Genomic DNA, 14,298 nt, shown 5'->3' with positions numbered 1-14,298 from the left:
TAAGCGAAAACAATAAAATTAAATGGTCTCATCAAGTGAGACCATTTTTGTTTTAAGAGATAGAACTCCAGCTGAGAAGACTCTTTTTCTTTTGATTAATACTCTTCAGAATATTTGCATGTTTCGGTAAGGAAAGTTCTGGGTCTTCAGATATAATTTTTCTTGCTTCTTCTCTTGCAGTTTTTAGAAGTTCTTGATCAGTAGTGATGTCGGCTACTTTTAAGTCTAACAATCCACTTTGCTGTGTACCCATAAGATCTCCAGGGCCTCGAATTTCCAGATCTTTTTCGGCGATTTTAAAACCATCTGTTGTATCTACCATACATTTGATCCTTTCCCTAGCTTCTTTACTTAATTTACTTCCAGTCATTAATATACAATATGACTGATCAGATCCCCTGCCAACTCTTCCTCTTAACTGGTGAAGCTGAGATAGTCCAAAGCGTTCAGCGTTTTCGATAACCATTACACTTGCGTTGGGGACGTTTACTCCAACTTCTATCACAGTCGTTGCAACCATTATTTTGGTTTGACCAGAAACGAATCGATTCATTTCATAATCTTTGTCTTTGGGTTTCATTTTTCCATGAACAATGCTCAATGGCACCTTAGGAAAAGATCGTGATATCGACTCATATCCATCCATTAGATCCTTCAATTCTAGTGTTTCAGATTCTTCAATTAATGGATAGACAATATAAATCTGTCTTCCTTCATCAATCTGTTTTTGGATGAACCCAAATAGTTTTAGTCGGTTATTGTCATTAAGGTGAGTGGTTTGAATGGGTTTTCTTCCCTTAGGAAGTTCATTGATAGTAGAAACTTCTAAGTCACCATATAGTGTCATAGCTAGAGTTCTTGGAATAGGTGTAGCAGTCATTACTAATACGTGAGGGAAAGCATTTTTATTCTTCTGCCAAAGTCTTGCACGTTGAGCAACGCCGAATCGATGTTGTTCGTCGATTACTACGAATCCAAGGTTCTCAAATTGTACATCATTTTCAATAAGAGCATGAGTTCCAACAAGAATGTGTAGTTCACCAGTAATAAGTTTTTGCAAAAGATCTCTTCTTTTAGCCTTACCAGTAGACCCAGTAATCAAACCGATAGTGATATTTAATTTTTTACAAAATGTTTCTAATCCTTGAGCGTGCTGTATTGCCAAAATTTCAGTGGGAGCCATGATAGCTGCTTGATATCCTGAACTGATCGCTATCAATGCACATATGAAGGCAGTTACAGTTTTACCACTACCTACATCCCCTTGAAGTAATCGATTCATCTGATAGCCAGAATGAAGGTCAGCATAAATTTCTTTGATAACCTCTTTTTGAGCTTCCGTAAGGTTGAAAGGAAGAATCTCTTCGTAAAACTTGTTGACTAAATGAGTCTTAGCAAATTGAATCCCTTGATACTTTTGTTCTCGAATTTTCTTTTCCTTGAACATTCTCAGTTGAATAAAAAAAAGTTCCTCGAACTTCAACCTTTGAAGGCTTGAATTAAGCTTGGCTTGATCGTTAGGCAAGTGGATACTGATAATGGCAGCTTGGTAGGTTATTAGTCCAAGTTTTTGAAGAAGCCAACTGTCTATAGATTCTTCTATATGGAAGTCCTGCTTTCTCACAACTTCAAGTGTTAGCCTGGCTATTGCTTTTGAATCTAGGTATTTTCGTTTGAGTTTTTCGGTAACGGAGTAAACGGGTAGCAGCTGATTAGTACCGTTTTGATTTTGAGTAGTAATAGGTTCTATTTCAGGATGGCTGATGTTGTATTTTCCATTGAATTCTGAAGTTTTCCCATATACCAGATAGGCTACTCCGGTTTTGATCTTACTCTTCATCCAATTTACCCCTTTGAACCAAACAAGTTCGATTTCTCCAGTTTGGTCATTTAAAATAGCGGTTAAACGTTGTTTTTTAGTAGCTCCAATTACAGATACATTTGTGATGATACCTTTGATCTGCACATTTCCTTCTGCAAATCTTAATTGTGAAATCCGATGAAAAGTTGATCTGTCTTCGTACCTGAAAGGAAAGTGAAGTAATAAATCATGGATTGTAAAAATGCCAAGCTCTTCGTTAAGTAATTTAGCTTTTGCAGGCCCTACACCTTTTAGAAACTCTATTTTAGTTTCAAGGTATTTAGACATTAGCTATTCGGTTTTTTCCACTCTAGGGTGTTTAGCATGTGCATCATATCCTGTTTTATATGATCTATTACTGGCTGTAATGAGTCATTGGCAGTGGCTGTTTTGAAGTATAATGCAGCTCTTAGAAAGTTCTCTGTAGAATCAGTTAAATGAAACTGAAATTGGCTAGGGACCTCACCAGAAAGTTCCATTAAAGTAGCCATCATGCCATTGTCTAATTCTATTACAGTCTCATCTATAGCATAAGCTTTAATGTTGTGTTTAGCAGTTAATTTGTACGCATCCATTAAATGCTCTTCTAGTTTAGATCGGTCATGGTTGACAGGCTTGTAGGTTACTTTTATGTTAGCATCAAGTTTAGGATAATAAATGTCTAACCAATACCTTTCAGCCATCCAGGAAGAATCTTTCAGGATTTTGGCATTTTGAGGGTACTCGAATGAATAAGGGAAAGAGTCAGGAAGCATAATAAATTCAGAGGTTCCTATTTCAATTCTATTGTAACCTTTAGGCTTAGGAGAAAAGTCTTGTTTACAAGAAGCCAATAAAAAAAATGCCAATATCAAGATCCAACTTTGTTTCATCCTATCTTTTAATAAATACTCTTACCTTCTTTATTCTTTTATCATTTACGGCAACAATAGTAAATTGGAACTGCTCGTAAGTAATTTTTTCTCCAGCATTAGGAAGTTTACTGTGAATTTCAAGAATCAATCCACCAAGAGATTCACTTTCCCCTTTGACCTCTTCAAAAGATTTTGAATCTACATCTGCTACTTTACAAAAGTCAGTTAAGGAAGTTTTAGCTTCAAAGACAAATGTATTATTGTCTAGTTTGTTGAAAGCAATATCACTCTCTTCATCGTATTCATCACTTATTTCACCAACGATTTCTTCAATTACATCTTCCATGGTAATTAAACCAGAGGTTCCTCCATATTCATCTACTACAATAGCGATGTGAATTCTTTTTTCTTGAAAATCTTTGAATAAAGAATCAATTTTCTTTGTCTCAGGGATGAAAAAACTAGGTCTCAAGAGCTCTTGCCATCTAAAATCTTCTTCCTCAGAGACATGAGGTAGAAGGTCTTTTATATACAGGATACCCTCAATTTTATCTATAGTTTCGTTGTAGATAGGTATTCTTGAATATCCTGTTTTATTAATTTGATTCATTAATTCATGGAAATCAGTCTCTAGGTCAAAAGCCGTGATATCCATTCTTGATTTCATAACTTGTTTGACACTTAATGTGCCGAAGTTTACTATACCTTTTAGAAGTCCTTTTTCTTCATCAGTAGTTTCAGTATCTGTAGCCATTTCAAGAGCTTCATTTAACTCTTCGACAGATACATTATATCCTTTTCTTTCAATACGCTTTTCAATAATGTCACTGACATTGACTAGAAGCCAAGAAAGTGGTCTAAATATTTTAAAAGATATGGTTAACAATTTGGCAGTCCTTTTTGCAAAGACGATACTATTTTGATTGGCATATACTTTAGGAACTATTTCTCCTATAAAAACAATCAATATGGTCACGACGACTGTTAATGTAGCCATGATTGTAGCCTCGCTAAATTGATTAATGAATAGACTCAAAGTAACATAACTCGATAGCATGACAATAGAGATATTGATCAAGTTGTTTAAGATCAATATGGTAGCCAATAGCTGCTTAGGATGGGCAATAAGTTTATTGATAGTCTCCAGAGTTCTGTCATTGTCATCCTCTAGATCATGAGGGCGAAGTGAAAAATACGCAACTTCAGATCCTGATATTAAAGCAGAAGCCATGAACATCAATATGATGACGCTTAGGTATACTGCTATACTTAGGTAAACTTCTGGTTGACTAAAAATTGCAACTAAAACTGAAAATCCCGGGAGTGGGTCGTCCATTTATTTGTTGATTCGTTAAACTTAAAATGGTAGATCGTCTATTTCTTCGGAAGTCTCTACCGTTGGTGTTGCCACGGGTGCAGCACTTGGAGTTGCCATAGGAGCTGATCCAGTTTCTATACTATCTGGTTTTGGTCCTACTAGTGTCATTTCTCTGCCCACCACTTCTGTGATGTATTTAGTGATTCCTTCCTTATCCTCATATGATCTAGAAGTCAATTTGCCTTCTATATATACTTGATTACCTTTTTTAAGAAATCTCTCTGCGATCTCGGCTAGTGGAGTCCATAGCACTACATTGTGCCATTCTGTATTAGTCACACGCTCTCCAGCTTTATTTTTGTAGGTTTCACTTGTTGCAATTGAGAAGTTTGCAACAGCTCTACCATTTTCCAAATGTCTTACCTCAGGATCTCTTCCAAGGTTTCCTAGGAGAATAACTTTGTTTACACCAGCCATAATTTTACAAATTGTAACTCGATTGAGTGAAAAATTAACAATAATCCCAATCTTTTAAAAATGCTTCGATGGGTTTAGGAACAGCAAAACTATGTATTTCTTCAATTTTGATGCGTCTCATCTTCAAGTCTTTTTCTAATTTAACGAGTCTTTTGAAATTAGTCTTGAGCTCAAAAAAATCAATATTAAGCCGCTGGTGGGTGAGAATATGACGTGTTTTTCGTTTGAATATTGCTTCTAAGAAGATTTTCTGATTAGTTTCAATATCTGACATTGAGTCTTCTAGATAAAACTCAAAGAGATTTTTCCAGATGTTTTTTGTATCACGTTGCTGAATGAGAATGTTAATACCATCATGGATAATAAGGTATTTTAGGTGCCTTTCCTTGACCTTGACTTTTTTAGTTTTAACTGGGAAGTTAGTTTGTGTTCCATTTTTTCTTGATGCACAGTACTCTGCAACGGTACATTCGTTGCATTTCGGATTTTTAGGAGTGCATACTAAAGCACCAAGCTCCATAACTGACTGATTGAATGTTCCAGGGTTTGAAGAGTCAATTAAGGATTCTCCCGTCTCATAAAATGTGTTAAAGGTTTTACTATTTGAAATGTCATCACTGATTTCGAAAATTCTAGAAAACACTCGGTATACATTACCATCTACGACTGGTATTGGTTCGTTAAAACATATAGAAGCGATTGCTGCCGCGGTGTATTTACCTACTCCTTTCAGTTTAAGTAATTCTTTATAAGAGCATGGAAACCTTCCGTTGTATTGATCCACTATCATATTAGCGCAGATATGCATGTTTCTTGCTCTTGAATAGTATCCAAGTCCTTGCCAGAGTTTTAGGATGCTATCCAAGTCTGCGTTAGCAAAAGAATGAATATCTGGGTATGATCCGACAAATGCATTATAATATGGTAGCCCTTGGGCAACACGGGTTTGCTGAAGTATGATTTCAGAGAGCCATATCTTATATGGGTCATTTGTTTCACGCCACGGCAGTTTTCGGTGACTTAGATTGTACCAGTTGATCAAGAGCTGCGCTATTGGAGGTGTATGGGGGCTGATAGTATTGATTTTCAATGATGAAGATTATTTCAGTATAATTTAAAATTTGATTTACTTTGCGCTTCGAATTCGCAAGTGATTCGGGAAGACCCTCATTATGAGGTGTCTAGCAAAAAATCAAAGTACAATATTAAAATTTATTTGTAGTGACGAAAGCAGACGTTATCAACGAGATCTCTGAAAAAACAGGAATTGACAGATTGGATGTGCAGGCTTCAGTAGAAGCGTTTTTTTCAGTAGTAAAAGACTCGATGGCTGAGGGAGAGAACATTTATGTAAGAGGCTTTGGTAGTTTTGTAAATAAAAAAAGAGCTAAGAAAATTGCTAGAAATATTTCAAAAAATACAGCAATGGTCATCGATGAGCATTATATCCCAAGCTTCAAGCCTTCTAAGGTGTTCGTAGAAAAAATCAAAACTAGTGACAAAATCAGTTAAAAAATGAACAAGTACCGTTTGGGGCTCATAATAGTAGCCATTATTTTAATTGGTATACTTTATAGCCTTCCAAGAGTAGTAGTCGATAATGATTCTGCTACAGAAGCGGTGATACAAGAAGAAAATATCGAGAGCTCTCATGAGTTTACTATGAGTGCTCTCGATGAAGCAGCAATAGCATCTCTTCAAAAAAAGCTTTCATTATCAACTGATAATGAAAAAAATGCTATCTTTGCCGACTCTTTGGCTAGGATATACTTGTCTTACAATGAGTTAGATAGTTCAGCTTTATACATTGATTCAATAATCAAGTATCAAGAGTCTGTCGAAAATTATCTAAAGGCGGGTGAGCTTTACTACCAGATTTATGGTATATCCCTTAATCAGGAGAAAGCAAAAGCTTGGGCTATGAAGGCAGGAAAGTACTTTGAAAAAGTACTCGAAACTTCAAATAATCCAGACACAAAAGCCAAATTGGCGATGACCAAAGTCATGACTACCAATCCTATGGAAGGAATCATGATGTTAAAAGGAGTACTAGAAGAGTATCCAGAAAATAAAACTGCTTTATATAATATGGGGTTGATGTCTGTTCAATCTGGTCAATATGAAAAAGCAGTTGGAAGATTTGAAAAGTTGATGACAATTGATCCTACTAATACTCAAGCTGCTTATTATTTAGCAGTGAGTTACTATGAAAGTGGTAAAAAGAGTGAAGCCAAGGAGATGTTTACTCAACTAAAAAATGAGAGTAAGGATCCGGCAGTTTTATCATCTGCGGAGCAGTACTTGAAAATATTAAACGAATTATAAAACATTAAAGAAAGAAATTATGCCTTGCGGTAAAAAAAGAAAAAGACATAAGATTTCGACTCACAAGAGAAAGAAGAGATTGAGAAAAAACAGACACAAGAAGAAGTAATTTGTGTTAATGCATCTGGCTCACTGTACTTGTTACATTTAGTCAGATGCATTATTTGTTAATTGAGTACCTGATTATTTTATTCTAATGTGCTCAATAACTACATTTTTTAATCTTTAAATCCATACGGAATTGAGTACTGAATTAATCATTAATTCAACTCAGAATGGATGTCGAATTGCTCTTTTAAAAGATAAGAAATTATCCGAGTTCCATCAAGACGAAGATGAACATAAGTTTAATGTAGGAGATATTTTCCTAGGACAGGTAAAAAAAGTTGTTCCTGGCCTTAACGCTGCTTTCGTAGATATTGGTTACGAAAAAGATGCGTTTCTACATTACTTGGATCTCGGCCCCCAATTACAATCGCTTAATACTTATACCAAGCAGGTTATCTCTGGTAAGAATAAAGGGAAAAATCTTGCTGGCTTTAAGCGTCAACCAGATATTAACAAGTTGGGGAAGATGAATCAGGTTTTAAATAAAAACCAAAGAGTTCTAGTACAGGTTGTTAAAGAACCTATTTCTACGAAAGGGCCTCGTTTATCCAGTGAGTTGTCGATTGCCGGCCGTTATTTAGTGCTGGTGCCGTTTTCAGATACAGTTAGTGTGTCCAAGAAAATCGGCGATAGTGCGGAAAGGAAACGCTTACTCCGCCTGATTACTTCTATTAAGCCTGAAAATTTTGGTATCATCATCCGTACCGTAGCTGCTGGCAAAAATGTCGGTGAGCTAGATCGTGATTTATCTAATTTGTTAGATAAATGGTCTTCTGGTATGAAGATGCTCAAAAAAGTAAAGCCTAATGAAAAGGTAATTGGAGAGATTAATAGAGCGAATTCTATTTTACGCGATGTATTAAATGAATCATTTGACAGTATAGTAGTAGATGACAAAGATCTATATGTACAAGTCAAAAACTTCATTAAAGAAATTGCTCCTGAGAAGGAGAAAATTACGAAGCTTTATAATGGTAGAGCAAAAATCTTCGAAGCTTATGGAATTGAAAAACAGCTAAAAGGTCTGTTTGGTCAATCTGTAAGCATAGATGGTGGTGGATACTTGATTATAGAGCATACTGAGGCGCTTCATGTAATTGATGTCAACAGTGGGAATAAATCCAATGCTGAAGATAATCAGGAAAGTACGGCGCTTAAAGTTAATCTCGACGCTGCCAAAGAAATTGCGCGTCAGTTGAGGTTGAGAGATATGGGAGGAATTATTGTGGTTGACTTCATTGATATGAGGAAGGCAGAGAATAAGAAACTCCTTTTCAAGGCGATGAGAGATGAAATGAAGACTGATAGGTCTAAATTTACAATTCTACCATTGTCGAAGTTTGGTTTGATGCAAATCACTCGTCAAAGGGTAAGGCCAGAGTTAAATATAAAAACTCGTGAGGTTTGTCCTACTTGCAACGGTACTGGAAAGATAAGAGCATCTATTCTAGTGAGTGATAAGATCGAAAAAGATCTAGAGCATATTTTAACAAAGCAAAATGAGAAAAAACTTACCATTGCTCTTCATCCATTTCTATACTCTTATTATACGAAAGGGATATTTTCGAAAAGGTTTAAATGGTATTTAAAATACAAAAGATGGATCAATCTAGTTGAAGATTCATCAATGGCTATTATGGAATATCAATTCATTAATGGTCATGGCGAAGAGATCGAACTTTAGTTCGATCTCTTTTTTTCCTATTTCCCTAAGTTTTCAATAAATGCAGTTAGCAAGTTTGCTTGCTTTGGTATTGAAAACCTTTCTTTCCCTAGTAATTCAGATTTAAGTTTAGCATTCTTTAAAAGAGCTTGATCTTTTAGAAAAGGTGAAATCTTATTAACAAAGTCTTTGGTACTGTCGTGTTGAAAACTAAAACCGACACCTTCTGTTTCTATCAAATCTTTAGTCCACCCACCGAAGTTTGTGATTACTATGAGTTTTGCAGCAAAAGCATCGAATAGCTTGTTGGGGCAACCAGTAAATAAAGAATCATAATTCGCAAACGAAATCAACATGGCATCAGACTTTGTCAACTGGTTACAGACGCCTTCCTTGGACAAGTGTCCTAAAAATTCACAATTAGAAAGGCCTTTTGCTAAATTTTTCATTTGACTTTGCTCAGCTCCATCCCCAATGAAAAGAAAGCGAATAGGTAGGTGCTGTACATCCTCAATTATTGGAATCATGCGACATAGATCATTAGCTATTCCGAAGTTCCCAGCATATGTAATAGTAAAGGTTTGTTGATGAAGATGTTTTTTTGCCGTCATTTTGAATAAATCAAGATCTGCCATGTTGTAGATCGTTTCTATAGGCACATTTGGGGCTATATCTCTAATATGTTTTGTTATTGGTGGTGATAGTCCAACTGATCCTTTCGCTGTTTGATAGAATTTTTTTTCAAAACCATATAATAAATCTTGGATCCAAGAGGCTTTAAAGTAACCCATTTCTATGGGGACACGTGGCCACAAATCCCCTACTTCAACTATATAATCAGTGTTTTTGAATTTCTTACAAAAGAGTGCTATTAAACCTGTAGAAAGAGGTGTGGTCATTACATAATTAAGGCTTTCAGTCTCATTTTTTCTCAAGCTCCACCATATTGCTAATAAAGCATATTTCAAATACGCCCAGATGCGTTTCCAGAATCTGTAGGAGTTATCAAACTTGACAGGGAGATATATTATCTCAACATTATTGATAGTATTGGTTCTCTTTTGACCACTGATATCTGAAGTAATGACAGTTACTTGGTGTCCTTTTTTTGATAGGTAATTACTTAGATAATAGGATCTTAGACTACCACCTTCTTGAGGAGTGTTATAAAACTGATGGTAGTAGAATATTCTCACGATCTTAGGAAGTATGTTGTAATTACTTGATGATTTAATTATCGATTCTAATATCGATTCGTAGATTTGATGACTGAAATTCGAAAATACACCGTAAAAATTAGTTGAACTAATTCCCAAATTATCATGAGTCAAGAAACCTTAACAGTCAGACTTAAAAAAATTCATTGTTATCAAAATGATGAACACCGCTATGATGATGTGTTCATTTTGCATAATAAAAAACAAATTTGGCCAGTTGATAAACGTCATGAAGATGTGGGAATAGGTACGTATGATATGATGGTTGATATCAAAGGGCTTATACCAATGGAACCGGTAGTTTTAGAAATTTGGGATCATGATACGTTTAGTCCAAATGATCTTTATGGTAAAGTTACGTTTGTACCAGGGTTTCCAGCCGGAGTACCATATTCTGTAGATATGGTTCCGAATAGTGAAAAGGAAATTGCCAGATACATGATTGATTGGGAAGTGGTAGCAGAATAATCTTACATGAAGAAATTTTTAGTAATTCTGCTGTGCTGTTCTTTTTCTTTTAATAGTTATAGTCAAGAATGGTATGACTTGTACAACCAAGGGACTCAGATGTATGATAATTACAATCTGGAAAAGTCTAAAGAGTTGTCTGAACAAGCTTTGGGACTACTGATCGCCGAAAAGGGGAATAATAACGCTAATGTAGCTGCAGTTCTAAGACAGTTGGTAATTACTTGTTATGAGGGAGATTGGTTAGAGGAAGGTATAAAGTATGGTTCACAAGAGCTGTTAGTTTTAGAAGCTATTGGTAATAAAGATAAATTGGTGTATGGGACCGCTCTTTATAATCTTGGATTGATTTTTTCTGTATCTGAAGACTATTTGAAAGCAAAAGAATTACTGAATCAGTCATTAATTCTCTATGAAGTTTATCATGAATTAGGTAGCCCTGAAATAGCCGAAGTACAAGGGAGTTTAGCTTCTGTAATGTACTACAGTGGAGATAAAGAGCAAAGTGAACTTCTATTCGAAAAGGCCATTGCTATTTTGAATCAACAGGATGAGACCTCACCCGAATTTTTCAATATTGTATATGCCTATTCTGAATTATTAATTGACCTGTCGAAGTATGATCAAGCTATTGAGTCTCTTTTGGATTTGACTGAGTTTTATGATGATAACTCTGCAGATAAAAACTATGGAAGTCTTTTATTAAAGCTTGGATCCACTTTTGAGTTCAATAACGATTTAGTGAATGCAAAAAAATATTATGAAGAATCCAATAGGATATTTGACTTAGTTCAAGCTCCTAACGAGTCAGATAACTTGAATGCCTTGAGTGCTTTAACAACCGTATTGCTCAACGAAGGAGCTATAGAAGAAGCTTTGAGTAAAATGAAGCTTTTGGTTGACGCTCGCTCATCTAAAAAAGATGATGCTTATTACAATTCGTTAGTAAATCTAGGCAAAATTTATTTCAGAAGCTTTCAGTTTGATAAGGCCGAGGAAAGTTTTCAGATTGTTTTAGAAGAACAAGAGTCAGCTAATTCTGAGTCGTATTTTAATGCACTTTCAGGAATGACATTGGTTGACCTTGAAAAAGGGCAATTCAAAAAAGCAGCTGAAGAATCAAAAAAAGGATTAAATGCTATATCAGAGGCCTCACAGATAAAAGTCGATTTATTAATATCTTATGCAAATGCAAATACTGCTTTAGGTCGATATAAAATATCGCAATTAGCATTGGAGGAGGCTTTAGGTTTAGTGGAAACTAATGAAAAGGAACTTGAGATTAAGCTTGGTTTAGTGAGTCTTTATACAACGACTCAAAATTTTGACAAGGCTGAGAGTTTATTCAAAAAATTAAATAAAATATACTCCAAGAAGAAGGAACAAGCACCTCTTCAATATGCCTCTTACCTTGGGGTTTATGCTAATTATTTACAGTATACCTCGCAATACCTAAGTGCTGAAAATGTACTAAATGAGTCTTTAGAAATAAAGAAAAAATTGTTAAGTGTCCAGAATGAAAACTATCTGTCAACTTATTCAACTCTTGGTCAACTAAACTTGACAAAAGGAAAGTATGATAAAGCCAAGTCAATATTCTCCAAAGTATTAGCCACAAAAAAAACTATTCCACAGATTACTAAATATTCACTGGCGTATACCAATGAAAAGTTGGGAATTGTAACTAAGTATCTCGGAGAATATGCTGACGCGGAAAGTTACTTCATGGAGGCAATGAAGCTATATGGAGAAGAGTTTGGAAAGGCTCATGTGTATTATGCAGGCGGATCCAATGAACTTGGATTGCTATATATGAAAATGGGAAATCTTAAGGCTGCAGCTCCTTTGTTTCAGTCGGCACTTTATATCTATGAAAAAGCTCATGGAAGAAATCATGTAGATTACGCATCTGTACTTGAAAACCAAGCAGCACTTTTTAGCCTTCAAGGAAATTATGAAAAAAGTCGTGCTTCATTAGAACAGGTTTTAGAGATTGATAAAGTCTTATTGGGTACTGAACACCCACTTTATGCTAAAACATTACATAATCTAGCAGCTACACTTGAGGAAACAGGTGAATATGAAAAGGCATCAAGATTCTATGAAAAGTCGATTAGAATTTACGCTAAGCACTTTGGAGATGAACACCCTTCCTATGCTACTACTTTATATAATATAGCTGTACTAGAACAGGAAATTGGAAACTATGAAGGGGCCAAGGTTCACTACCAGCAAGTGATAGATATTCGTAAGAAAGTGTTGAATGAAAATCATCCTGATCTCGCATATTCAATCTATGGTAAGGCGTCTGTTGAACAGAAACTGGGTGACTATGAGGCTGCTAGGAAAGACTATCAGTATGCTATAGAGAGCTATATGCACAGTATACAAAATTATTTTCCATCCCTGAGTGAGGCTGAAAAAAGTGCTTTTTATGGTAAGATCAAGCCTGTATTTGAAGCATATCAAGATTTTGCTATAGAATATGTCAGTGAGAGTAGGGGGGATGAATCCTCTCGTGATGAGATACTATCCACACTTTATAATCTTCAATTGAGCACAAAGGCATTATTGCTCAATGCAACAAATAAGGTTCGTAATAGAATCCTAAATAGTGGAAATGATGTGCTTATTGCTAAGTACAACGAATGGAAATCCATTAAAGAAGACCTGGTGAAAGGGCTTAATATGAGTCAGGCAGATTTATTTGCTAATAAAATTGATCTGGTAGCCCTGCAACAGAAGTCAAATCAAATGGAAAAAGAGCTATCCAAACTATCAGAAGGTTTTGCCAATGAGTTTGAAAAAAATATTGTTCAGTGGACGGATGTCAAATCAGCTTTGGTAACCGGAGAAGGTGCCATGGAGATTATTCGTGTAAAAAAGAATATCAAAAATGACTCTGTATACTATGCTGCGCTGATAGTGACTCCTGCTTCAGAGAGTAGTCCAAAACTAGTAATTGTAAAAGATGGACTTAATATGGAGACAAAATTTTTCAAACAGTATAAGAATTTGATAGTCTTCAAGATGGATAACCTTAGGTCATTTGACCAGTTTTGGTCAGCAATTGATAAGGAAATAGAAGATATTGATAACCTATATGTTTCTGCTGATGGGGTATACAATAAGATCAATGTAAATACTCTGTTTGATCCTAGGAAGAAAGAATATGTTTTTGACAAATACTCTATTTATTTATTATCGAATACTAGAGAACTCGTAGAAAATAAGGAGGAGATTAAAGCTCGTCAGACTAGGAATCATGCGACAGTATTTGGATATCCAGATTATGAAATGGGTGGTATTTCTGACGTGACAATTGCTGCTGTTAGCCGAGGATTCGAAAATGGTGTTTCAGAGCTTCCAGGCACACTTGTAGAAATAAATAATATAACCAATACACTAAGTCGCGGTGGCTGGGAATATGATCGTCACGACCGATCCGATGCCAATGAAGAGAATGTTAAGAAAATAGACAATCCGAAGTTACTGCATATTGCCACACATGGATTCTTTATGTCAGATATAAATCTTGGAGATAATGAAAACATAGGGTTACAATCTCGTGAAGCAAAGTATAATCCATTATTCAGATCAGGACTTTTATTAGCAGGGGCAGGAAAAACTTTTCGAGGTGAAAAGCTTGATGGGGGTGAAGATGGGATCTTGACTGCCTATGAAGCTATGAATCTTAACTTAGATGATACAGAGCTAGTTGTGATGTCTGCCTGTGAAACAGGTCTAGGTGAAATTCGAAATGGAGAGGGGGTTTATGGGCTTCAGCGTTCGTTTATTGTTGCTGGTGCTGATAACTTAATCATGAGTCTGTGGAAGGTCAATGACGAAACCACTCAGATGCTAATGTCTAATTTTTATAAAAATTGGGTGGGAGGAAAAACGAAACAAGAAGCGTTTCATGATTCAATTCAAATTCTGAAAAAGAAATTTAAGCAACCATATTATTGGGGAGCATTTGTTATGTTAGGTCATTAATTCTTGTATTT

11 protein-coding genes are annotated in these 14,298 nt (G+C 35.5%); 5 read left to right on the top strand and 6 right to left on the bottom strand.

The window, feature by feature from the left end:
- Nucleotides 1-52: 52 nt before the first annotated feature.
- Genes recG through mutY form a run of 5 tightly spaced genes read right to left on the bottom strand, consistent with a single transcriptional unit; the run spans nt 53 to nt 5,600 of the window.
- Complete coding sequence (gene recG, locus DKG80_RS20260; protein ID WP_109833211.1) at nt 53-2,149, bottom strand: ATP-dependent DNA helicase RecG; 2,097 nt, start codon at nt 2,147-2,149, stop codon at nt 53-55.
- Complete coding sequence (gene gldD / locus DKG80_RS20255; protein ID WP_109833210.1) at nt 2,149-2,733, bottom strand: gliding motility lipoprotein GldD; 585 nt, start codon at nt 2,731-2,733, stop codon at nt 2,149-2,151. Before gldD ends, recG begins: the two co-directional genes overlap by 1 nt.
- Nucleotide 2,734: 1 nt before the next feature.
- The gene (gene gldE / locus DKG80_RS20250) at nt 2,735-4,051 is read right to left on the bottom strand and encodes a gliding motility-associated protein GldE (RefSeq protein WP_109833209.1); all 1,317 of its coding nucleotides are present in this window, start codon (nt 4,049-4,051) and stop codon (nt 2,735-2,737) included.
- Between the two features lie 21 nt (nt 4,052-4,072).
- Nucleotides 4,073-4,510: a single-stranded DNA-binding protein gene (locus tag DKG80_RS20245; protein WP_109833208.1), complete on the bottom strand. Its 438-nt coding sequence runs from the start codon at nt 4,508-4,510 to the stop codon at nt 4,073-4,075.
- A 34-nt stretch (nt 4,511-4,544) separates the two neighbouring features.
- Nucleotides 4,545-5,600, bottom strand: a complete 1,056-nt coding sequence (mutY, locus tag DKG80_RS20240) for an A/G-specific adenine glycosylase (protein WP_221409169.1) — start codon at nt 5,598-5,600, stop codon at nt 4,545-4,547.
- Between the two features lie 131 nt (nt 5,601-5,731).
- On the opposite strand from mutY, the gene DKG80_RS20235 reads away from it, so the two are divergent.
- From DKG80_RS20235 to DKG80_RS20225, 3 genes are all read left to right on the top strand, one after another.
- Nucleotides 5,732-6,022, top strand: a complete 291-nt coding sequence (locus DKG80_RS20235; protein ID WP_109833207.1) for an HU family DNA-binding protein — start codon at nt 5,732-5,734, stop codon at nt 6,020-6,022.
- Between the two features lie 3 nt (nt 6,023-6,025).
- Entirely contained in the window at nt 6,026-6,835 is an 810-nt protein-coding gene (locus tag DKG80_RS20230; RefSeq protein WP_109833206.1) for a tetratricopeptide repeat protein, read from the top strand.
- Nucleotides 6,836-7,076: 241 nt separating this feature from the next.
- Nucleotides 7,077-8,627 carry an Rne/Rng family ribonuclease gene (locus tag DKG80_RS20225; RefSeq protein WP_109833205.1) on the top strand — a complete coding sequence of 517 codons (1,551 nt, stop codon included), beginning with the start codon at nt 7,077-7,079 and terminating at the stop codon, nt 8,625-8,627.
- Between the two features lie 17 nt (nt 8,628-8,644).
- Here the strand turns inward: DKG80_RS20225 and DKG80_RS20220 are convergent, their stop codons facing one another.
- A complete protein-coding gene (locus DKG80_RS20220; protein WP_162556017.1) occupies nt 8,645-9,802 on the bottom strand; it encodes a glycosyltransferase family 4 protein in 1,158 nt (385 codons plus the stop codon).
- A 126-nt stretch (nt 9,803-9,928) separates the two neighbouring features.
- Here DKG80_RS20220 and DKG80_RS20215 point away from each other — a divergent pair, with 126 nt between their 5' ends.
- Together DKG80_RS20215 and DKG80_RS20210 are read left to right on the top strand one after the other, a co-directional pair.
- On the top strand, nt 9,929-10,291 hold the full coding sequence (locus DKG80_RS20215; RefSeq protein WP_109833203.1) for a C2 domain-containing protein: 363 nt from the start codon (nt 9,929-9,931) through the stop codon (nt 10,289-10,291).
- Nucleotides 10,292-10,297: 6 nt separating this feature from the next.
- A complete protein-coding gene (locus DKG80_RS20210) occupies nt 10,298-14,287 on the top strand; it encodes a tetratricopeptide repeat protein (protein ID WP_109833202.1) in 3,990 nt (1,329 codons plus the stop codon).
- Nucleotides 14,288-14,298: the final 11 nt, after the last annotated feature.

This window comes from Reichenbachiella versicolor, assembly GCF_003171675.1.
Classification (GTDB): domain Bacteria; phylum Bacteroidota; class Bacteroidia; order Cytophagales; family Cyclobacteriaceae; genus Reichenbachiella; species Reichenbachiella versicolor.
The sequence above is the reverse complement of the archived record's forward strand: the minus strand, read 5'-3'. Positions and strand labels throughout refer to the sequence as shown.

Bases quoted from the DNA above. Each gene is read 5' to 3' on its own strand.
- DKG80_RS20210 (WP_109833202.1), top strand. From the start codon at position 10,298: ATGAAGAAATTTTTAGTAATTCTGCTGTGCTGTTCTTTTTCTTTTAAT.
- gldD (WP_109833210.1), bottom strand. From the start codon at position 2,733: ATGAAACAAAGTTGGATCTTGATATTGGCATTTTTTTTATTGGCTTCT.
- recG (WP_109833211.1), bottom strand. From the start codon at position 2,149: ATGTCTAAATACCTTGAAACTAAAATAGAGTTTCTAAAAGGTGTAGGG.
- gldE (WP_109833209.1), bottom strand. From the start codon at position 4,051: ATGGACGACCCACTCCCGGGATTTTCAGTTTTAGTTGCAATTTTTAGT.
- DKG80_RS20215 (WP_109833203.1), top strand. From the start codon at position 9,929: ATGAGTCAAGAAACCTTAACAGTCAGACTTAAAAAAATTCATTGTTAT.
- DKG80_RS20245 (WP_109833208.1), bottom strand. From the start codon at position 4,510: ATGGCTGGTGTAAACAAAGTTATTCTCCTAGGAAACCTTGGAAGAGAT.
- DKG80_RS20230 (WP_109833206.1), top strand. From the start codon at position 6,026: ATGAACAAGTACCGTTTGGGGCTCATAATAGTAGCCATTATTTTAATT.